Source organism: Deltaproteobacteria bacterium (genome assembly GCA_017302835.1).
Taxonomy (GTDB): Bacteria; Bdellovibrionota; Bdellovibrionia; order Bdellovibrionales; family Bdellovibrionaceae; genus UBA2316.
This window is the reverse complement of the sequence record JAFLCC010000024.1, coordinates 13,383-35,758: the sequence shown is the minus strand read 5'-3', so window position 1 is coordinate 35,758 and position 22,376 is coordinate 13,383. Positions and strand designations below refer to the sequence as shown.

Here is a 22,376-nt window from a genome sequence, read left to right as displayed (position 1 = left end):
GATGAACCCTATCCTTACATTCTTTTTATTATTCTCGATAAACGTTTTATCCCAAGATTTGTCTAAAAATTTCTCACCTGGTTTTTCAACAGAGAAGCCCATTTTGAAGCCAGATCCAATTCCTGCTGATGGGCTTGATGGCATTTGGGAAAAGCATGAACTCTATTGCAGGCAACGAAACAACCAAGGTAAAACATTTGAATATTTTCGTGCTCAATTAATTGACTCAGATCCTCAGGTTTTTTATCCTGATGTGGAACTAAAAATCTCTTCTAAAATGAATAGAGATTCTTTGAATAGAGATTCTTCGCCTGGAGGAATTATTCCTGAACGTTATCTTGAAAAAGCTGTGTTAGGTAGCAGTTGCAAATTAAATAAAAACACCCTTCAATCCCCTATTATTTGGTTTAAATCGAAAATACAACTTTTAGAAAAGATTTCAGAAAATGGAATTGTTTATTACACAATGAAAGGCTCCTTGGTTGATAAAAAAATTAATTATCAAGAAATCCTTCGTTGCGGAGAAAATGAAAATGATATTTTAAATTATAAATTTTCGATTCCGGGAATGGTTGGATTAATGGCAGCTCTAGGAACTTTCATTAAAAATGATTTGCCTGAATATTTTAATAGCTCCGGCTATCTCCAAAAGGAGAATCAACGTGACTACGCCGTTTACCATTTTATAGACAACAATCATCAAGATAGACTTCTTCTTGAATTTAAAGAAGAGGAAATTTGTAAAAGCCAAGGGACAGCGGTCATGATCTTTACTAAGAAAAAAGAATAGAATCCGCAACGCTACTAAGTAATTTCAACACATTAATGATTTAAATCATACCCCCACTTCTTACTTAAAAAGTAAGCTTCCTTTTTTGAGGGAGGGTGGCAAATGGATACTGTTTTAGACTTTCGTGCCTTTGATCGTTTGATAAAGCAAAAATTCCAAATTCAAACTGGACCTCTAAACAATTATCAACTGATTTGTGGGAAGTTTTTATTACAAAAAAATCGATACCTCAACATTCTAATTGCTGTGGTATTTGCGGAAACGAGTAGGTAAAATATGTTATCAAAATCACAAGCTAAAGCTTTTTTTCTATTTGGTACGGCACTTTGTTCGGCTGCTTTTATTGGATTAACGCTGGATACATTTCAGCGCCTTCCGGCTCAGACAAAGTCTGAAAATCTCACTCCCGAAGTGATCAGAGGGAAACACTTGTGGGATAAAAATAATTGCATGGGTTGCCACACTCTTTTAGGGGAAGGGGCCTACTATGCGCCGGAACTCACTAAAGTCTATGAAAGACGTGGTGAGAATTTCATTAAGCTCATACTGAAAGACCCTCAAAAGATGTACCCCAATGATCGAAAAATGGTGAACTATCATTTTTCTGATCAAGAAATTTCGGATCTCACTTTGTTTTTAAAATGGATTGGCGAAATGGACTTAAATGGCTTTCCTCCAAAACCCACATTGACCGCCATGAACGGACCTTCTAAGGAAAATACCTCCGCCATGAAACCTGTGGTGTTCACTCAGATATGTGTGGCTTGCCATGCAGTTCAAGAGCAAGGTGGCAAAGTTGGCCCAGCACTTGATGGCGTCGGCAGCAAATTTGATTCCGATTATTTGAGGAAATGGATCTCTGATCCTCAAGCTGTAAAGCCTGATAGCAAAATGCCCAAACTGCCTCTGACCGAAACCGAAATCTCTGAACTGGTTCAATATCTATCTCAACTTAAAGAAGGAGGAAAATAGTTATGAAATTCAAATCCCAAAAAGTCGCCTATTGGTTTTTTGCCGTTTGCATGCTGCTGTTTTCATTGCAATTAGTTTATGGCTTTTTGATGGGCTTTGCCCACATGGGTTTTGATGGTCTCCATGCCATTATCCCCTTCAATGCCGCCAGAGCAACCCACACTAATTTATTAGTTATGTGGCTGCTCGCTGGGTTTATGGGCGCTGCCTATTATATTATCCCTGAAGAAGCGGATCGAGAATTAATTTCCGTGAAGTGGGCCTACGTTCAATTGATTGCCCTTGTGGTTGTGGGTGTGACTGCGATTATTGGTTTTCACTTTAATTGGTGGGAAGGTCGCAAATTTTTGGAAATTCCAAGACCCTTAGATTACCTTGTGGTTGTGGATGTTTTGTTATTCATAGGATTGATCGGCGGAACTATTTTGAAAGGAAAAAGATACACAACAACCAGTTCCGTTCTTTTCTTTGGGCTCTTAATGACTGCCCTTTTGTATTTGCCTGGAATGATAAATACAGACCACCAGTCCATGGATTCTTACTGGCGCTGGTGGGTAGTGCATCTTTGGGTTGAAGGTGTTTGGGAGTTAATTATGGGAGCCATCCTGTCGTTCCTATTGATTAAACTGACAGGGGTTGACAGAGAAATTATTGAAAAATGGCTCTACATCATTGTGGGTTTCACTTTTCTTTCTGGAATCCTCGGCACGGGTCATCACTATTATTATATTGGAACTCCCAGATATTGGCTGATGATTGGTGGCGTTTTTAGTGCTCTGGAACCCATCGCTTTTTTTGCCATGGCTATCTACGCCGTCTCTATGGCTAAAAAAGGTGGCAGAATGCCGGAAAATAAAACGGCACTTCTGTGGACCTTAGGTTGTGCTATCATGTCCTTTGTGGGTGCCGGTCTCCTCGGTTTTGCTCATACCATACCCCAGGTGAATCTGTACACCCATGGAACCCTTGTCACGGCCATGCATGGACATATGGCCTTTTGGGGAGCCTATGCCTGTTTGGTTTTAGCTATTATTACCTACTCCATGCCTCTCATGACAGGCCGAAAATTACAAGATTCGGCAATGAATATTTTTGCCTTTTGGACTTCTAATATTGGAATGACCGCCATGACTGTCGCGCTCGGTATTGCCGGAGTGGCACAGGTCTACCTTGAAAGACGCATTGGCATGGATTTTCTGAGTGTTCAAAAAGAAGTTGAAGTGCATTTTTTGGGCTTAGTTTTGGCTGCCTCTTTATTTACTCTTGGAATTATGGCCTATATTTGGAACTTTATCCGATTTGGCAAACCCGTTGGGGAAGTCAGTCATAAATGACGAGTCCTTTATCTTTAACTGACTCTTTTTATTCCCTTCATCATGAGATCGAAATTTTTGAAAGATGCTTTCGCTCTCGGTTACCTTTGCTTTTAAAGGGACCTACGGGATGTGGAAAATCTCAATTAGTTAGCTATATGGCAAAAAAATTAGAACTTCCTTTGGTTAAAGTGGCCTGTAATGAGGATACCAGCAGTGCGGATTTATTGGGACGTTTTCTTTTAAAAGGCTCGGAAATGATTTGGCAAGATGGCCCCGTCACAAGAGCTGTTCGTCAAGGGGCCTTGCTCTATTTAGATGAGTTGGCAGAAGCAAGAGAAGATGTGATCGTTGCCTTGCACCCCCTCACGGACCATCGAAGAGAAATCTATTTAGATCGAGTGAACGAAGTGGTTTCAGCGTCGAATTCTTTTATGTGTGTTGCAAGCTTTAATCCAGGTTATCAGAAAGGTTTTAAGGAATTAAAACCTTCTACCCGGCAACGATTTATTAATTTAGTGATGACCTATTTAGACCGCGACACTGAAGTCAAACTTCTCTGCGAAAGAACCGGATTATCTGAAGACCTTTCATTAAAACTCATTAAACTCGCTGAAAAAATCAGGAACCTGAGTGAGTTAAACTTAAGAGAAACTGTTTCGACACGCTTGTTGGTCTACGCAGCTATTTTGATAAGAGATGGCATGAACCCTCGGCGGGCTTGTTACTCAAGCATCGCAGAAGTTCTTAGCGATGACCCAGAGGTGATTCAAACCCTCAAAGATCTTGTTGACCTGAGCCTTTAATGGATCTCTTAGAAAAACTTTTTGAAAAAGTATTAAATCGTTATCAACGTCAAAACAAAAACAGTCGCTCCCAATTTGATCTTTGCAAGCACGGCAAGTACCTAAGCGCCATAGCAAGCGCTGTATTTGGAAGCAATCAAGTCCCTTTCCTTTCTGCCTCTAAAGATTTTATTGGTTTGAATCAGAATACTTTATTTTTACCAGAAAAAGTTGATCTCTTTGGCCACGTTGAGGCAAATAAAAAAGTTTATCTAAATTTAATCCTACTCTCCGCTACGGCAAAGAGATTAAATTTAAAACACTCTCCCTCTTTCAGTTCTACCTCCAGCCCTCTGACTTTGAGATTTGAAACACTTCAAAAAATAGGGATTCTCAATAGTTATTTAGATCAGGAATTTGCCAATTTTCATAAACTGCAAAATGAAATTTTCGACGACATGAGCTCCCTCGAAAAAACGGCACATTTTCACCTTTGGCAAGCCAACTTTCTCAAAAGAAATAAGGACTCTGAATTAAATTTTTCCATCCCAAAAACAATTAAAACAAATGAAAAAATCCCTGATTTTATTTTTTACACCCTACCCTGTTTGGAACTTGAGGAAACTCGCAATGCCTTTGCTTTCTCAAACCTAACGACAGAGTCCCCTGCAAAAAACCATTACGATCAGGCCACCACAGAACTCAAAAAGAAAAACAGTGGGGTGACTGAATATGTAGACATAAAAAAGGAAAAAGCCAATCCGGTAACTCATTCTTTTGAAAAACTAGAAACAGCTGATGAATACCAGGGTGGTTACCGATTTGACTCTGGCGAGGATCAATTGAAAGAACATCATCACGCCCTCGATGAGTTGTCTTTATCAAAGGTCACCCGAGGCGGCGAAGCTGCCAAGTCTGTCTACTCTGCGGAAGGTTTGCTGATGATACCCGATAACCTCCCAACGACGCCCGTCTCGGGATTAAAACATTTTTCCTATCCCGAATGGAATTTAAAAGCTGGCAACTATTTGCCAAACCATTGCTTGCTCATTGAACAAAAAGAAAGAACTCAGGCCACCTCTAAAACAACTCCACACTTTGAAAAAAATTTAACAAAAACTCATCAAAGAGAAATTTCTCATTGGAAAAAAATGTTGGCCAGTCTTATAAATTATCCCCTATGGAAAAACCGTTTATACGAAGGCGAAGAGATTGATTTTGATAGTTTTTTACATGACTTTGCTAGCCTCAAAGCAAGTACTTCCGTAAATCAAAGATGGTACTCCAAAAAATGGAAGTCCCAGCAGGAACTGGCTATTTTGATTCTCTTTGATCAATCCATGTCAACCGATTCCTGGGTTCAAAATAAAAGAGTTCTTGATGTCATCATTGATTCCGTCGGCTTAATGGGTTTGATTTTTGATGAGCTGATTCCTCATATCCAAGTCGCAGGAACCTATAGTGAGACTCGCCACCATTGTTATTACCAAATCTACAAAGAAGAAGATCAACCATGGTCAGATTATTTTGGTTCTGCAGATCAAATTCAAGCAAAGGGGTACACACGTCTTGGGCCAGCCATAAGACACGCTATATCAAAACTTCATAACTATAAAGCAGAGAAAAAATTATTGATCCTCATTACCGATGGCAAACCGACGGATCTTGATGGCTACGAAGGAAGATATGGGGTCTCTGATATAAAAAAATCTTGTACCGAAGCCGAAAATTCGGGAATTCTCCCCTTTGCTTTAACCATAGATAAAGAGTCAAAAGAGTTCTTTCCAAAGATGTTTAATTATTATACGGTGTTGAGCTCTCCTGAAAAATTACCTCAGGAATTATACCGTCTTATTTTTAAACTGATGAGGAGCTTAAAATCATGAATGCCATTGAAGCCGCATTGAATGAACTGGCAGGTTTTGAACTGTTCGCTGATTATGAAAAACATCAAATCTTAGAGTTATGTCATTCAGGTCAAATCATCAGCTCTAACCACAGAGAGTTATTATTTCAATACGGCAAAGAGGCCCATTTTTTTGGAATTATTTTAAGTGGTGCCTACAAACTAACAAAACCTTCACCTCTTGGTGAAGATGTTATCGTTCACTTTGCCACCCCCGGAGAAGCTCTGGCTGCTTTTATTATGGCTCAGCCGTCACCGCTCTATCCTGTTTCTGCTATCGCCATGGGACCTTCTCGGTTTTTAAAAATTCCAAAGATAAACTATATCACTTTATGGAAAAAAAATTCGGAATTAATTTTAAGAGTGCAAAATATGCTATCGAACCGAATGAATCTGTTACAAGAACAAAAAGTCATGTCGAAATCCCCATTATCACACAAGATCGCTTCCTTGCTCATTCACCTCATTGATAAAGACCCAGAAAAAGGGATCGCCACAAACGATGTCAAAAGCAATGCTTTAGTTAAATTACCCATGACTCGAAAAGAGATTGCTGATTCTTTGGGTGCCTCTGTCGAATCAGTGATTCGCATTATGAGTGATTGGTCCAAGCAGGGAGTTATTCAAACCGTTGATCAACAAATTTTTATTTTGAAAGTTGATAAAATCATAGAACACTTGAATGAAATTCCTTAGAGAGCCAACCCCCAAAAGGTCATCTACTTCGTTGGACCTTTTGGGGATAGGCTCTTAGAGCACAGTTGAAAATTCTAATATTCAATTCAGAGGTTCATGATGACATAGATCATAAACGATTCTCCTTAACAGACCGTAAAGTGAACTGTTCAAAACAAGGAGTTTTTTATGAAAGCTATCAAACTAGGATTTTTCGTTTTATTTTTGTCTTTAGCGGGACTAACCGAGGCTCCCATTAAAGGCGAAGAAAATGCCGTCTTAACTTCTCCACCGGAAGTGCCACCCCCCATCACGAGGACTCATAATTCCAAAGTGATTGTTAAATTAGAAGTCGTCGAAAAAAAGATGAAAATTGCTGAGGGCGTGGAATACACTTTTTGGACCTATGGTGGAACCGTGCCTGGAAGTTTTATTAGAATAAAAGAAGGGGATCAGGTTGAGTTTCACTTGATGAATCACCCCGCAAACAAAATGCCTCACAATATTGACTTGCATGCAGTGACAGGCCAAGGGGGCGGTGCGGCTGCTTCTTTTACTTCTCCAGGACATGAAAGTGTTTTTTCATTTAAGGCCTTAAACAAAGGGTTGTACGTCTATCACTGCGCTACGGCCCCTGTTGGAATGCATATTGCGAATGGGATGTACGGATTAATTCTGGTTGAACCCAAAGAGGGTCTTTCTAAAGTGGACCGTGAATACTATGTCATGCAGGGAGATTTCTACACAAAAGGAAGCTATGGAAAACAAGGCTATCAGCCCTTTGATATGGAAAAAGCCATAGATGAAAAACCTACCTATGTCTTATTCAATGGCTCTGTCGGATCCCTCACTGGCGAGAAAGCGCTACAGGCAAAGGTTGGGGAGTCAGTGCGTTTATTTGTTGGAAACGGTGGACCAAATTTAGTTTCCTCTTTCCATGTTATCGGAGAAATCTTTGACAAAGTTTATACAGAGGGTGGGGATAAATTTCAGACCAATGTACAAACAACTCTTGTACCTGCCGGCGGTTCTGCCATTGTAGAGTATAAAATAGACGTCCCAGGAAATTATATTTTAGTGGATCACTCCATCTTTAGAACTTTCAATAAAGGTTCTTTGGGTATTATGAAAGCTATAGGCGCTGAAGATAAAACCATATTCTCTGGCAAAACTGCTGATAATGTTTATCTTCCTGAAGGTGGTGCTATTCAACAAGTTAAAGAAAAAGAAGAGCCAACCACAGCAAAAACCCTGGAGGATCGAATCTCTATGGGGAAAAATGTCTACACGCAAAACTGCGCGGCCTGCCACCAACCTGATGGCAAAGGGGTTTCTGGAGCTTTCCCTCCTTTGGCCGGCTCTGATTATTTAAAGAATGATGTCAATAAAGTTATTTCTGTAGTTAAAAAAGGCCTCAGTGGAAGTATCAAAGTCAACGGAGATAAATACGATGGAGTGATGCCTTCCTTAAGCTTAAGTGACGAAGACATTGCCAATGTGTTAACTTACGTTTATCATTCTTGGGGAAATTCAAAAAAGACGATTTTACCTAAACAAGTGAGTTCTGTTAAATAATAATGACTTAAAGTAACTGAGAATTGAGAATTGAGAACAAAGTGAAACCATCTGTTAAAATTTTATTTTTAATATTTTTTCAGGTGGTTTATTCATTTTCAGAAGCTGTTAAAAATGGGACTTTTGAAATGGTTGCTATTCCTGGCGGAAAGCTTGAACCCTTTTGGCAAAGTTCACTTTCTTCAAAGAAAAACAAAACAAGTAACCCAGCTGATAAAACTAAATGGCTCATTCCCATTAAAAGATTTGAAACCATGATTTCACAGGTCACAGTGGGTCAGTTCGAAACGTTTTTAGAAAAAAATCCTGAATGGAAAAAAGAAAACGTCCCCTCTTTGTATACGGATGATAGTTATTTAAAATCAATTCATTCTGAAAATAAATTAGCACCCATCACTTGGGTCTCTTGGTTTGCGGCTAAGGCCTATTGTGGCTCTTTGAAAATGCGTCTTCCCACAATCAACGAATGGGAATTTATGGCCCAAGCTTCGGAAACGAAAAAATCTGCATTTAAAGATAAACTTTTTTTAAAAAGAATTCTAGATTGGTACGGCGAACCTCAAAATGGAAATTTAAAGACTACAAAGAGTATTTATAAGAATGTCTACGGCGTTTGGGATTTACATGGCCTTGTTTGGGAATGGACCGAAGATTTTAATTCCATTTTTGTTACCGGAGAAAGCCGCGAGGACACCTCATTTAATAAAGACCTGTTTTGTGGCGCGGGAGGGATGAACAGCAATGATCAAGAAAATTATTCATCTTTTATGAGATTTGCATTTCGCTCTAGTTTAAAAGCAAAATCTTCAATCTGGAATTTAGGTTTCAGATGCGTAAAGCAGGAAATAGGATTAAACAAATGAATAACACAATGAGTATTTTGATTTTTCTTTTTTTATTTATTTCTTCAATTAGTTTTGGAGGGGAAAATGGAGAGGAAAAATTGAGTCAGGATTCCATCTACCAATTAAATAGCACCTGGGCAGATCATACGGGCAAAGAGAGAAAACTAAATACCTTTAAAGGGAAACTCGTCTTAATCACCATGGGGTATACCGGCTGCGCCCATTCGTGCCCCTTGATTATTTCAAAAATGAAAACAATAGAAACCGAACTCAAATTAAAAAAAATATTGAATTATCAAATTGTTTTTGCCTCTTTTGATACCAAAAAAGACCGGCCAAAAGATTTAAATAAATATATTCAAAAAAAGGAATTAGATCCTCAAATCTGGACAATGATTTCAACCTCAGATGAGGCTAATGTCAGAGAACTGGCTAATGTATTAGGGGTCAACTATAAAGATATCGGTGATGGCGACTTTGTCCACTCGAATGTGATCACCGCCTTGGATATTCAAGGGAATATTATTTCTAGACTTGGAAGCCTGAATGAAGACACCTCTCTCTTCATGAAAAAAATGGAAGAGAGCCATGGAAAATAAAAAACTCGAGCCCTATTCGATATTTTTTTCCATGGGGTTACTTTCGGCTCTCTTTGGAGTTTTGCTTTGGCTGGGATTTCAAACTCGATTCATTTCCTTTTTTCCAAGACAGGCCCATGGAAATTTAATGTTTTTTAGTTTTATCTGGTCCTATGTTGCTGGCTTTTTAATGACCGCGATTCCTAAAATGACCCGAACGGAAAGTCCAAAAACAGTTGAATTATTTTTTGCGATATTCATGGTGATTCTTCAATGGGTCTTAAATTTAAGAAACGAAACTCTCCTTTCGATTTACCTCTACCTGATACAAATTCTGTTTTTATTATTCTTTATTTTAAGAAGAATTCGACACCGGCAACAAATACCCTTCGAAGGTTTTGTTTTTATTCCTTTTGCCTTTCTTTCAGCTTTTGTCGGAGCTTGGTTCTTTATCTCTAGCCAAAATCAAAACTACCAGCTCTTCTATTTCTTTTCAGGACAAGCTTTTATTTTGAATTTAATATGTGGACTTGGATCCAGACTGATTCCCGTCATCACCAGGGTTCCAGCCGCTATCCCTCCTGACGTGAACACTGTAAAAACAAAATACCTTGAATTCTTTATTATGGCGGTTTTACTCAACTCTAGTTTTTACATAGAATTTTTAGTCAATCCTCAAATTGGTAATTTCTTAAAAGCCCTCGTCCTCATTTTTATTGCCATCAAAAACTTTAAACTCCTGCTCCCTCCAGCCACCAGATCCTTTCTTGGCTGGGGAATCAGAAGCTCTGTTTTACTTATGATCCTAGGCTATGTTGGATTAGGTTTAACATCGGAAATTTCTTTGCCATTGTTACATTTAGTTTATATTGGTGGTTTTGCTTTGATCACTCTCATGATCTCAACGAGGGTCACCTTGGCCCACGGTCCACAGAATACGGCTCCAGAACTTGACTCTAAAGCCATCGTCATGACCTTCTTATTTTTTGGTCTTGCTGCCCTTTTCAGAGTTTTCGCTGGAACTTCTTTGACTAGCCTGTTCCTGAGTCTCTCAATTTTCTTATTTATTGCTGCCCTTTTGACTTGGTCGATTCGATTTTTAAAGGAACTCTTACGATTCTGATCGTGAACAGGGGTCCCAGAAGTTACGCTCGTTTTATGAGATTTTACACCATGACTCAAATAGGAGAGCAACCACTGACCTGGCCCTAAGAGCAGAAACCCCCCAGACCCTTGCCACTTTGTTGAGTCAAAGGTAAATTTAGGGGATGCACTTCAACCTTAAGAGAATCCTTCTTGTTGTTTTTTTCCCCCTATTCACTCCCGATATTTCTCAGTCTCAAGTAGTGGAGAAAATCATTCTTACCGAGGAAGAAGTCAGGCAACAGATGATTGTGATTTCAAGACAATTAGGTGTTACCTGTACAGAATGCCATGTCTTAAATAACTTTTCTGATTCCTTAAAAAAATCTTATCAAATTTCTAAAAAACATTTCAAAATAGTTGAGTTATTAAAATTAAACGGATTAAGTGGCACCAATGGTGAGCCAGAAGCCAGTTGTTTTACTTGCCATAAGGGTCAGTTAAAATTTCCTCATAAGGAATCTCTGAATGACCACAATCGGCACGATACCCTTTTAAAAAAGAAGACCAAAGAAAAAGAGGAAATCGTTTCTGAGAAACCTCAAGAATAACAAATAAAATAAAAACCAAATTTGTATTATGGACTACATATTATGGACTACATATTATGGACTACATATTATGGATTATATTTAACCCGAATTGAATTGTAGGCCTCTTCCAAAAACTTTCTTTGCCCCGAATCTGATTTGACATGAAGAGATTCGAATTGTTGTCTCACCTTATCCATCGAAGACCCTGCAGCGAGTCCTAAAACTTCAAAGGCATCCCAAGTATGCCCATTCCACATAAAAATGACATTAAGGGACTTTGGTGGCGAGCCCTCTATTTTTTTGACATTTCTCAACTCTTTCTGGACTTCTAGATCTTTTTCTAAATTCAATACCGTCGGATGAGGCGTTCGTCCTCGCTTTGACAAAAACCACCAAATAAAAATTAATGAAAATATAAATTGTATAATCAACAGTACTTGATTATTCATCCTACTGATATTATCACCATTTTGCGTTATTTTTTCAAGAGTCGGATAGCTCTTTTTAACAGAAAGGTACCTATGACCACACCTCACTCTACAGCCTCATCGTCCCCAAACCCTTTTGATCAACAAAAAAAGATTCCCAATGTGAAACACATTATTGCAGTGAGCTCTGGCAAGGGCGGCGTTGGGAAATCTACCGTGAGTGCTCACCTAGCGCTTGCTTTATCAAAAAAATTCAAGGTGGGCTTATTAGACGCTGATATCTACGGTCCAAGCCTGCCAAGAATGATAGGGTGTCTTAATCAAAAGCCAGCCATCACACCCGAGCAAAAACTCATTCCTATTGAACGGTATAAAATAAAACTCATGAGTATCGGGTTCTTGATTGACGAAGGTTCTGCCGTAGTATGGCGTGGTCCTATGCTTTTTAAAGCCATGGACCAGTTCCTCCGTGATGTCGACTGGGGTGAACTTGATTATTTGATTGTCGATCTACCTCCAGGAACAGGCGATGTCCAACTGAGCTTGGCACAAAAAGTTCCCTTAAGCGGGGCCGTTGTGGTCACCACCCCGCAAAATATTTCTCTTATTGACGTTAAGAAAGCGATCGATATGTTTCAACGACTTCAAGTTCCTATTTTAGGTATCGTAGAAAATATGAGCTACATGCTCAACCCTCTTAATGGAGAAAAAATTCAACTTTTTCCAAAAGGTGAGTTAACTTCGTATATGGATGCCAAACATATCAAAAAAATTGGAGAGGTTCCCTTTAACCCTTCCATCGGCATGGCCTCTGAAGCGGGGATCCCTGTGATAGAAACCCACCCTGAAAGCGCCGAAAGCAAAGAATTTGAAGCCATAGCCATCAGGATTTCAGAGCTTGTTAGCAAATAATTTAACAAAGCACTTTCTATTTCAGAAGTGCTAATTATACGAGCCTTTCAGATACTGAAAAATACTTTTTATCTCGGCGAGTAATTACCCATACTTCTGCTGATCATTTGTTAGGGAGGTCTTTTCGTTTTTCTTTTTTTATTAAGTTGAATGCTTCTCTGATTGGAGAATTTTTTGGTAAGTAACTATCTAAGTATTGTCCCAGAGCTGAATTCGGGTTGAATCTTTCAGATAGACCTTCGCGATGCGTTTGGACAGGGGTTAAACCGAGATCAAGAGCCGTCGTGAGGGCCATCAGTATTCGCGACATTCGAGCAGCGAAAAAATGAACCGCCATCCGTCGATACTCTTCTGGGCTGACTTTCATTTTCGGGGACCAACTGTGTTCCATATAATAAAGGGTTGTCGAGAGAGATCTCGAATTGCGTAATTCTGGAAATCCAGTTTCTAGATCGCGAAGATAACCTATCAAAGAATCAGTTGATACACGTCGTGGACTTAAGAGATTTACTTCAGGGTCCGGCGGAACCTGAATTCCATTTTCTTCCAACATGACATTATGCAAGCTAAAATGTGCATGATTTTCATAAAAACCGTAGCTGTCGCGGCTCGCGCCACCCTGACGGTAAATAAGCGGAGAGACGTTTTTTGCAAAAGCTTCAACAGTGGTCAACATTTCACTTTGGGGTAGAGCTGATAATTTATTTGAAATGGATTTAACCAAAGTCTCTAAAGTGGCACCCTTAGAAAAGCCGTATTGCCGTGCTAATTTTTCAATTTGATCAGATTTCGTAATTTCAGGTAAGGCGAAAAATTCAAAGAGTAGAGATTCTCGAAATTTCTTTTTTTCATCAATTGTTTTTTTCTGCCTTTGCCGATAACCATATTGACGAATTTGGGCGATCAACGAATCTTTTCCTTGGGCAGATTGAGAAAGAAGTTCGGTTAGATGGGCTACCTCGTGATCGAAGAAAACTCCGCCGGGCACTTGAAATAAACCTCTACTAAACAGTTCAATAAAAACATTGGGAGGTAACTGTGAATTAAAGTAGGAATCAGAAATATTTTTATAGAGGGCAGGATCTGGCCATACTCCTGGCTTATGAGCTTCGCTGGCTCTAACAATGAGGTAGTCGTCAAATTTGGTTGGGAGACGATTCAGGTTGGACTTGATGAAGATAAACACTAGTTCCAGATTATCTTCAGGTTTTATTTGAATTTCCTTTTTCCATTTTTCAAAATTTTTAATAAAGAGAGCTAGACTCTTTGGTGGACGCATCACCACAGAGCTATATTTATCTTTCAAAAGTTCAAAACCCAAATGCTTTTGGGCCAGTACAGCGTGGTCTTCCCCTGCTGCATGGCGCACGGCTAAGCGGTATGCCCATTTGTGATACGGGTCTGGTGATTCAGGCCAAAAAGAGTTTATTTGGTACAAGGAATCTCGAGCGTTTCGATACTTTTCTTCAATATCGACTAACCAGTGTCTGTCAAATTGAGTCGAACGAGTAGAATATATTTTCGTGCAAGAGTTCTCCGCAGATGCCGGTACAACAGTCCCAATAACCAAGCTTAAAATGAAAACCATCAATTGAAGATACAATTTTATCATATAATTTGATTGAGCAAAGAGCATGCCTTTTTTTATTGAGAGTATTGAACGTTGCAGGAGGGTTTTACGGAGAGTAGGATAGATTGGCGCAGGGGTGTATTTAAAGTAGACAGATGTAACTACATTAAAGTAGATGAATTGATTAAAAAACTTCGGAGTAAAATAGAAACAGAAAAGGTGGAAATGCTTGAACAAGCGATACTTGGCTTGTGTGCAGCTTTGGAATTAAAAATAAAAAAATCATTATGGATTTTCTCTAAAAGAATTTCTACCAAAATTAAGACGCCATCCCCTTGAGGATCAAGTTGATGGCTAACAACCATCAACAGAATTATCAAAATGATACAACTATATGATATTACAGTCTATTTATAATTTTTTTATGGATTTTTTCTCTACTTATAGTATGATGAACTCATATCCTATCAATGATGATAGAACGTAAGCGATAAGATTCTGAAATATTGGATCTGAAAGTCAAACGGAAGACGACGCCCAAATAAAGGAGGTTTCCTAGAGGTAAATAACCTTAATTGGTTTTACCTTCCTTTGCCTCAAGGCAAATTTATCGAAAGATAAAGACGCAAAGCTATAGGGGCTAATGTTTATTCAAAGCCAGCCAGCTACCAAAGGTAAGAACCCGAGGGAAATTCGGAGTGACAAATGGAAGGATCAAAACAAAAAAACATATTCATGGATTGGTTTCATTCCCCTTAGTCTACAGAATATCATGAAGGATAACTGTAGACTTTTTATTTTCAAAATACCTTCGAAGTATCTTCTTTAAATTAAAATTTTTATCTTTTAACAATTTTAAGATGGGTTTTCTTTACTTTTTTCTGTGACGAATCTAAAGTGTTTACTACTGGTTCTACTTTATCTTTTGATTCTTTTTCAGAAGCTACATTTGGAAGTTTTAATTTAATTCCCACTTTTAATACTCTTCCTCTACGAATTTGATTTATTTTTTTTAAAGTCTGTACAGAGGTATTGTACTTTTGAGCAATACTAAATAATGAATCTCCATTTTGAACTATATAGTATTTAACCAAACCGTCAGATAAAATTTCCGTTTTCGCCTGAGCTGGATGTTCTTGTTTGGCCGCTTGACTTACTGCCACTTGAGTTCGCTGTTGAGCTCTCGAACGATCTGGGACAAAAATGCGTGATCCTGCTCGTAATTTCTTTTTTCTTGGAAGATCATTTAGATCTCGTAAATAGGCTACCGTGGTTCTAAATTTCCTAGCAATCGTGTGAAGCGAGTCTCCACCTCTAATTTTGTAAACTTGAGTATTTCCTGTGTCTGCAATGAATTCTACTTTATCAACTTTCGATTCAGCTGCCGCTATTTTGGCCTGCTCCATGGAACCAACGGGAATTCTTAAACTCAATTTATTATTTGAAAGAGTTGCCACTTCTCCTTTGAATTTTGGATTTAATGCTTTCAAATCTTCATAATTATAATTCATTTTCTCTGCCATCTGTTTTAGGTTTATGGGAGCATCAAATGTCATCGAATCAAACTCGATAGGCGGCATGTAATCTATGCCATCAAAGCCATATTTATCAGGATTCTTAGCAATCATCCTGGCGGCAATGTATTTAGGAATATAGTTCACTGTTTCCTTAGGTAACCGTTTCTTTTTGGCAATTTCCCAAAAATCTCTGGTATCATTTTTTACAGACTCACGTCGGACTTTTCCTTCGCCTACATTGTAAGAAGCCATTGCAAGGTACCAAGATCCAAACATTTTATAAAGTTCACGGAAGTAATCTGCGGCCGCTTGAGTGGCCACCACGGGGTCTCTGCGTTCATCCACAAATTTATTAATTTCCAGGCCATATCTTTTTCCCGTGCCTCTGATAAATTGCCAATAACCAACTGCCGACGCATGGCTAGTGGCGCTGGAGGTAAAGCCTGATTCAATAAGGGCTATGTAAAATAAATCTTCCGGCAAACCATTATCTCTTAAAACTTTTTTCATTAAAAGTTCGTAACGAGTGGAACGTGCCAAATATCTTTCCATGTGAGGACGACCACGCCCCTGAAAGTAGGCAATCCATTTATCCACCAAAGGATTTACCTCCGAGGGAATGGAATCAAATTCAGCAACAGGAGGTGCTGTGGATTTATCTTCGTTAAGGTGAAAAGAAGTTAAGCCTTTATTTGAATCCACACCGGGTCCAGATGGATCCACTTTGGTGGGTTCAGCGGCAGGCACTGTTGTACTTGCTTTGCTAACATCAACGGCTGTTGGTGTCGTGGTTGGAACTTCTTTACTTGATTCCATCAAATGAGAACAGGAAACTAACCACAACGATATAAGAGAAAGACAAAGTAATTGATTTTTTTTGACGTTGATAATTTTTATACTTTTCATATTCAAAATTTAGAATATTAATTTTCGTTTTTCAACGCAAATATCTCGTTCGCAAAATTCATTTATTGAGTAATGACTACTAAATCTCGCCAAAAGTCAGGCTCTTTACTTAGAGATTTTCCTTGGATTAGCTGATAAATCAGCGAGTTTCTGAGAATAGATTTAACGTACCCTGTAGTTTCAGACCAAGGCATTTCATCTATCCATAAATCACTAGAAAGAGCATCTAACTTTTCATTCATGATCTTTCTTGTTTCATCTCTTAAACTAACAAATATTTTAATTTTATGGGGTCCAGCATTGTAACCCGCAAGAGCTAAGGGGACATGGTTATTAAACTCTTTTAATACCTCACCGTAATAAAATACACCCATTGGGATATTGATTTCAGGTCGATAGAGATCTTCAGGAAATTGAATTTTTAATTTGAGTTTCCCAGCTACCTCTAAGGCTGTGGGTTGAATCATTTGCATGAGGCCGGCGGCTTGCGAACTAGATAAAGCCCGCAATCCAAACGCACTCTCCTGGCGAATCAAACTCATGATGAGAACAGGATTAATCTTGTACTTTTCAGACTCAATTTTAATTTTTTGAGAATAGGTCAAAGGGTAAATGCTTTTTAGCATCTCTATATTTCTAATATCGTGAGTGTGCTCTAACAATTGATTCATCAACTTAACTGAAAGCGGATGTTGAAAGGCCTTCGACATCAGAACACTAAAATAATAAATATTTACAGGATTTGTTGGAACTGGAATGTTAGCGGCTTCACTTTGTGCCTCTATAAGCCAGCCTCTTTGACTTAACTCCCTAAAACGGTTCCAACCCTGTTCGACCTCTCCAAGAACCTCCCATTTTGAATTTGGAATTTTCGAGACATCTTTAAAAACACTTGATGTCTCTTCTTCGGCTCCAATTTGAAGTTTGAGGCCATAATATGAATAAGGATAATCAAATACAAAACTCTTCTTCTCTGATAAAAACCTTGGATCATCTGTTAGCTCCAAAGACTTTAACCACCAGTACCTTCCCGTAATGTCGTATCTGTCTAATTTTAATGAATTCAAAGTTTCAAAAAATCGTTTGGCCTCTTTATAATTTTTAAGCCGCATGTAAACTAAACCAGAGCGAAACAAAGCCTCTTGAGTTTCGTCGGCTTCAGCATAATCATTTATTATTTTTTGAAAATAATAAATTGCCTGTTCATAGCCACCCGTAAATTGATGAGACCTTCCCAACATCAGCAGAAAATTTGGATAGGAATGGGAAAATTGAATATACTTATCAATTTGACTGGAAACCTGAATTAAATTTAGATATTCCATTTTTTTGTAAGATTGATTTAACAGTTCCATAAGAACTTCTTTATCTACCTTAAAGGAGTCTATGTTTTGATTTTTCAAAAAAGGATCCAGGTTTAAAAGTTTCTCTTTTGCTTTTAAAGGTATTATATTTTCTGAATTGAATTTTTCTTCTTTTTTAGCTTTTGGATTTAAACCAGGGAATTCTTTTTCTGTTTGATTGTGTGCCCATTTTTTCAATTCCCCATTAAATGAGACGTATTTATTAAAAATAAAATTCTTAATTCTTGGATAAAAAAATTCTGACTTAGTTTTATCCTCAGAATTAATTATCCAAAGAAAAATCTTTTGGCTAAGACTTTGTAAGGAATTTTTCCATGGACCAGAATCAAGCAACTCTTGATTCTTTTCTAAAGTACTTAAAAAGGAATTAAAAAATTTTAAATCTTTTTGAATCTCTAATTCTTTTAATTGACACTGGGCCCAAACCGCCATGATCCATCCTTGCAATTTCTTATTTTTTTGAAAAAGCGACGGGGCTTTTTTGAGACACTCCGAATAGTTTCTTTCAATCTCCAAAATTCGCCAGGCGCTCAAGGGATGTAATTTCTTTTTACTCTCTAGCTCGTATAAATTCAAAAATTTTATGTGGTTCAAATCTCTTGGAAACTCTAACACTTCCGCTGGTGCCGGAGTGACACTTAAAAAGATCAAAGCGCTACTTACCAAGGCATGATAGATGAAGGCACAAAAGTCTACCTTAATTGGTATCATGTTTTGTTTTGCCTGGCTTCCGCGCATAGGGACAGCAGCACTTTTACTTTTTCAAATTGTTTTTTTACATCCGAATTCTTTTCAACCTCTGCGATGACATGATCTGGGGCAAAACTTAAAGTTTGAAAATATTCAAAAAGCTCTATGAGCTCTTTACCATATTGGCGCCTCATACTTGATGGCATTTTGTCCATCAATTTTGTCATTTCTTGAGTTCCTCCAGCTTCTCCGGCAAGAACCCCTAAAGCAAAATAAAATAGATTGGTCACCTCAACATAATTTTGCTTAGTAGAAGACTTATCCCATTTTATTTCTATTTGATTAATTTTTCTCTGCAATTCTTTTTTAAAACTTCTTTTCTGATTCCACCAACCAAAAGAAAGAACTGAATAGCTGATAAAAAACACTAAAATTAAAAGATAAATCCCCATCCAAATAATTCCCATTGGGAAATCTCTACGATCAAACCCCTGTAAATCCTGTATCGGATCTGGTAAAGTCTGCTTATGTACCTCTTTTGCCCCTTCTGCTTTTTTCCCCATGCGATAAGTATTTTCATTGTTTTGTGGATTGCCAGGTTGGACTTGTAAGGGGATCACTTCTGATTTTTCGGTATAATATTTTCCAGTTTCAGGGTTAAAAAAACTCGCCTCAATGGCTGGTATCGTGAGGGATCCTTCTTTTCTTGGAATTAAAATCACATCAAACTCTTTAAAACTTTGCCCATTTTTTAAAAATTTTGAATCACTCTTGACTTCAAATAATTCCAATCCCTCGGGCCAAACGATAGGTGGCAATTCTAATCCCTTTGCATTTCCACTACCCTCAAATCTAATTTTTAAATTAATTGGCTGATGGGCTATCGGTTCAGACCCCTGAATGTTTGATTTAATTTGAAACTTACCAACTGCACCGGTGAAATTGGCGGGGCGACCTTCTGACGGCAAAGGCTTAACAGAAATTTTGACCCGTTGTGAAGACTTGGTAAACTCATAGGATTTAGTATTTAACCCCCATCCTTGCTGAGGGAGTCGAACCTTCGACTTGATTTTAAATTCATCAATAAATGTTTCCCCAGCTTTAAATGGAAATAAAGCATGACGAGCCAACATGGCTTTTTTAAATGGAACACCATTGATGACCTCTTGGTAAAATTGGATCGCAGGAACTTCCTCAATAATTTCTTTCCAGAATCCTTTTAAATCAGGAAATTTAGTTCTGTCTAAGCTTTCTAACTGCCCACGAGTCAGTAAGTACCAACTCACAAGAATCTGCTCTCCCTCATAAACTTCAGTTTTATCAACTTCGACTTGAATAAAAAAAGCCTCGTCATTATTTTTGGGCATTGAACGAAATTGAGGTTCTTTTTCGTTTCCTTGAAAAGTTGGCTCATCCTCTTGACGGAGGGGGTTTTGCATTCCTCTTCGTCTTAATAATTGGTTAAACATTTCTTCTTCCATGCGGTCCATTTGCATGAAGGGATCCTGCTCCTCATCAAACGGAGATGGCTGCCCACGGCGATTTTGACCTTGCTTTAATTGTGGTTTCCCTTGCATTGACTGACTCACCTCAATTTGGATAGGCGAGGTCTTGTACTTCTTTCCATCGACCTCCACTTCAAAAGACCCAATGACACTTTTTCCTAATTTGGTGGGGACTAAAACATAATTGTATTGAACTGTTTTTTGCGTGACATACTCCATCCCATTCGCACCAGCTTGCATCCGAGTTGAAATTTGAGTGCGTTGATTGGATCCTTGAACCTCTACTTCCTTCATTTGCGGAGGCGTTGGTTTGCCAATATCTGCCTGTGATGTCGTCGTCACGCTCAGCTCTAATTCAAAGGCTTGATTTATACCGACTTTATCTTGCGAAATCTGAGCTTGAACAATAACTTGTGCGTGCGCCTTTTTGACGAAAAAAAAAGTCATTGCAAAAAGAATAAAGAGAATACGACAAAAGCTCTTCTTCATCCCAGGTCTCATTAAGCCGCTCAAACTCACCGACTGAGTTAGGAACTGTCTACCAATCTTTATCACGAGGTGGCTCCTTAGATTGACTTTGTTTTGAAAATTGAGATCTCATCTTTTTTTCCTGTTGAGATATTTCTCCAAAAATCTTTTGCACACTTTCTTTATTCAGTTCACCCTTAAACTCCCTGGGTTTGTACTTAGGTGACGTCGAATACTCCTTTTTATCCTGATCCTTTTGATTTTTATTGTCCTTACTGTCCTTATTATCTTTATTATCCTTATTATCTTTATTTTGATCTTTTTGATCTTTATCTTCAGAGTTACCCTCGCCCGATTGATTTTGCTTTTGCTGCAGTAACAATTCAATATTCGTTTTGACTTCCTTAGAAGCAGGATTAATTTCTAAAGCTTGCTGATATTTTTCGAGGGCTTCATCTATTTTATTTTCACGAGCAAGCAACTGAGCTTGGTTAAATAAGGCAATAAACAAAATTTCAGGATGGTGAGACGGATTGAAAAGACGCAACAATTGATTTTCAAATACCGGTTTTTTCTTTAAAAAAAGGTCTTCCGCATTTTTGTACAAACGCAAGGCTTTATCTGAATCTTTCAATACGTCGTAGGTTGTCCCTAAGTTCAAATGAATTTCTTCTTGAAGGGGCTCTCTCCTCATGGCTTCCAAGAAGCCTCCCTGACTCTCTTCCAGGCTCTGATCCTTAAACTTTGAAACCGTCAAATTATTAACTCGTATAGCTCTCAAATCAGGAAGTCCCGATTCACATGCCGATAACAGAAAAATACAGAGTCCTAGAAGATATCTACTTTTTTTGCGTAACATATCTCCCTCTCCAGAAAGTAAATTTAGTTTGCCTTTCACCCAACATAAGTTCCATCATTGAAAGGATCACTCCTATAAATAAAAACAATTGAAATTTTTCGTCATAATCAACAGTGGCTTTAGAATCAAATTCTGCTTTTTCAAAATTGGAAAAATCTTGAACCAAGTCTTTTAAATGATTCCCACCAAACACTGAAAAATAAAACGACCCTTTTCCTTCGATTGCTAATTTCTTTAAAAAATCTCCCTTAACTGTGGTAATCACTGTTTTTCCCTGATGGTCTAATTTATTGCCCGTCATGTAACCCAAACGATCTCTTTGAGGTATCGTCCCTCCTTTTTCAGTTCCATAGGCGATGCTAAAAATACGAATTCCTTTTTGAGCCAGCTCCTGTGCTGCCTTAAGAGCTCCTTCCTCGTGATCTTCTCCATCCGAAGCAATCAAGATCACTTTAGTCACCTTGGTAGAGGCATCGCTCGCGACCCCTCCTCTATCAAAACTTTCCTGTGCATATTTAAGAGCCGACTCAAAATTGGTTCCTTGATTAGAAATCATTTGTGGGCTCAAGGAATCTAGATACATTTTAATGGCTGAGGTATCATTCGTTAATGGAGATATTAGCGCCGAGGACCCAGCAAAGGCAATCAATCCAATTTTATTTCCAGGCATTAAATCTAACAAGCGATTCAGCTCAAGCTTAGCTTGCTCCAATCGTGAAGGTTTGACATCTTCAGCCATCATGCTTTCAGAAACATCCACCGCTAATATGATTTCAAAGCCTACGGACTTAATCGTTATTTGTTTTTCACCTATTTGAGGTCGAGCTAAAGCTATCGTAAAAAAAACGAGGGTCATGGCTTGTAAAAACCACTTCCATTTTCTCCTGCTAAAACTTAATGACTGGGTCAAAAAGGGAGTTAATTTCTTCCCAATATACTGAAAATATTTTTTCTCTGCTCTCTTATGAAAAAGATAGCTAACGCCAAGTAAGATCAAAACAACAACTAAATTAAAAAATGCAGAGGGATTTTCAAATCTCAT

General features: G+C 38.3%; 19 protein-coding genes and 1 riboswitch. Of the genes, 12 read left to right on the top strand and 7 right to left on the bottom strand.

Going from position 1 to position 22,376, the window contains the following annotated elements:
• Position 1 precedes the first annotated feature (1 nt).
• From J0M15_16145 to J0M15_16095, 11 genes are all read left to right on the top strand, one after another.
• A complete protein-coding gene (locus J0M15_16145) occupies positions 2–790 on the top strand; it encodes a hypothetical protein (protein ID MBN8538580.1) in 789 nt (262 codons plus the stop codon).
• A gap of 276 nt (positions 791–1,066) precedes the next feature.
• Entirely contained in the window at positions 1,067–1,762 is a 696-nt protein-coding gene (locus tag J0M15_16140) for a c-type cytochrome (protein ID MBN8538579.1), read from the top strand.
• Positions 1,763–1,764: 2 nt separating this feature from the next.
• Positions 1,765–3,096: a cbb3-type cytochrome c oxidase subunit I gene (locus tag J0M15_16135; protein ID MBN8538578.1), complete on the top strand. Its 1,332-nt coding sequence runs from the start codon at positions 1,765–1,767 to the stop codon at positions 3,094–3,096.
• On the top strand, positions 3,093–3,881 hold the full coding sequence (locus J0M15_16130; protein MBN8538577.1) for a CbbQ/NirQ/NorQ/GpvN family protein: 789 nt from the start codon (positions 3,093–3,095) through the stop codon (positions 3,879–3,881). The genes J0M15_16135 and J0M15_16130 overlap by 4 nt, the downstream gene beginning before the upstream one ends.
• A complete protein-coding gene (locus J0M15_16125) occupies positions 3,881–5,746 on the top strand; it encodes a VWA domain-containing protein (GenBank protein ID MBN8538576.1) in 1,866 nt (621 codons plus the stop codon). The genes J0M15_16130 and J0M15_16125 overlap by 1 nt, the downstream gene beginning before the upstream one ends.
• Positions 5,743–6,462 (top strand): Crp/Fnr family transcriptional regulator, encoded by a 720-nt coding sequence (locus J0M15_16120; GenBank protein MBN8538575.1) that lies wholly within the window; start codon positions 5,743–5,745, stop codon positions 6,460–6,462. The genes J0M15_16125 and J0M15_16120 overlap by 4 nt, the downstream gene beginning before the upstream one ends.
• A 168-nt stretch (positions 6,463–6,630) precedes the next feature.
• On the top strand, positions 6,631–8,016 hold the full coding sequence (gene nirK / locus J0M15_16115) for a nitrite reductase, copper-containing (GenBank protein MBN8538574.1): 1,386 nt from the start codon (positions 6,631–6,633) through the stop codon (positions 8,014–8,016).
• Between the two features lie 41 nt (positions 8,017–8,057).
• Positions 8,058–8,879, top strand: coding sequence for a formylglycine-generating enzyme family protein (locus tag J0M15_16110; GenBank protein MBN8538573.1), 822 nt, complete (start codon positions 8,058–8,060; stop codon positions 8,877–8,879).
• On the top strand, positions 8,876–9,460 hold the full coding sequence (locus J0M15_16105) for an SCO family protein (GenBank protein ID MBN8538572.1): 585 nt from the start codon (positions 8,876–8,878) through the stop codon (positions 9,458–9,460). Before J0M15_16110 ends, J0M15_16105 begins: the two co-directional genes overlap by 4 nt.
• Positions 9,450–10,562, top strand: a complete 1,113-nt coding sequence (locus J0M15_16100; protein ID MBN8538571.1) for an NnrS family protein — start codon at positions 9,450–9,452, stop codon at positions 10,560–10,562. The genes J0M15_16105 and J0M15_16100 overlap by 11 nt, the downstream gene beginning before the upstream one ends.
• Before the next feature lie 145 nt (positions 10,563–10,707).
• The gene (locus J0M15_16095) at positions 10,708–11,133 is read left to right on the top strand and encodes a hypothetical protein (GenBank protein MBN8538570.1); all 426 of its coding nucleotides are present in this window, start codon (positions 10,708–10,710) and stop codon (positions 11,131–11,133) included.
• 68 nt (positions 11,134–11,201) lie between these two features.
• Here J0M15_16095 and J0M15_16090 read toward each other — a convergent pair whose 3' ends face one another.
• Positions 11,202–11,564, bottom strand: a complete 363-nt coding sequence (locus tag J0M15_16090) for a hypothetical protein (protein ID MBN8538569.1) — start codon at positions 11,562–11,564, stop codon at positions 11,202–11,204.
• A 72-nt stretch (positions 11,565–11,636) separates the two neighbouring features.
• Here J0M15_16090 and J0M15_16085 point away from each other — a divergent pair, with 72 nt between their 5' ends.
• Positions 11,637–12,455 (top strand): Mrp/NBP35 family ATP-binding protein, encoded by an 819-nt coding sequence (locus J0M15_16085; protein MBN8538568.1) that lies wholly within the window; start codon positions 11,637–11,639, stop codon positions 12,453–12,455.
• 103 nt (positions 12,456–12,558) lie between these two features.
• On the opposite strand, the gene J0M15_16080 is transcribed toward J0M15_16085, so the two are convergent.
• From J0M15_16080 to J0M15_16055, 6 genes are all read right to left on the bottom strand, one after another.
• On the bottom strand, positions 12,559–14,067 hold the full coding sequence (locus J0M15_16080) for a hypothetical protein (GenBank protein MBN8538567.1): 1,509 nt from the start codon (positions 14,065–14,067) through the stop codon (positions 12,559–12,561).
• A 548-nt stretch (positions 14,068–14,615) separates the two neighbouring features.
• Positions 14,616–14,698: riboswitch (cyclic di-GMP riboswitch) on the top strand.
• A 166-nt stretch (positions 14,699–14,864) separates the two neighbouring features.
• Positions 14,865–16,358 (bottom strand): transglycosylase SLT domain-containing protein, encoded by a 1,494-nt coding sequence (locus J0M15_16075; protein ID MBN8538566.1) that lies wholly within the window; start codon positions 16,356–16,358, stop codon positions 14,865–14,867.
• Between the two features lie 152 nt (positions 16,359–16,510).
• Positions 16,511–18,523 carry a transglycosylase SLT domain-containing protein gene (locus J0M15_16070; GenBank protein ID MBN8538565.1) on the bottom strand — a complete coding sequence of 671 codons (2,013 nt, stop codon included), beginning with the start codon at positions 18,521–18,523 and terminating at the stop codon, positions 16,511–16,513.
• Positions 18,520–20,496, bottom strand: coding sequence for a protein BatD (locus tag J0M15_16065; protein MBN8538564.1), 1,977 nt, complete (start codon positions 20,494–20,496; stop codon positions 18,520–18,522). The genes J0M15_16070 and J0M15_16065 overlap by 4 nt, the downstream gene beginning before the upstream one ends.
• 49 nt (positions 20,497–20,545) lie before the next feature.
• Positions 20,546–21,334 (bottom strand): tetratricopeptide repeat protein, encoded by a 789-nt coding sequence (locus tag J0M15_16060; GenBank protein ID MBN8538563.1) that lies wholly within the window; start codon positions 21,332–21,334, stop codon positions 20,546–20,548.
• Entirely contained in the window at positions 21,315–22,376 is a 1,062-nt protein-coding gene (locus J0M15_16055) for a VWA domain-containing protein (protein ID MBN8538562.1), read from the bottom strand. Before J0M15_16055 ends, J0M15_16060 begins: the two co-directional genes overlap by 20 nt.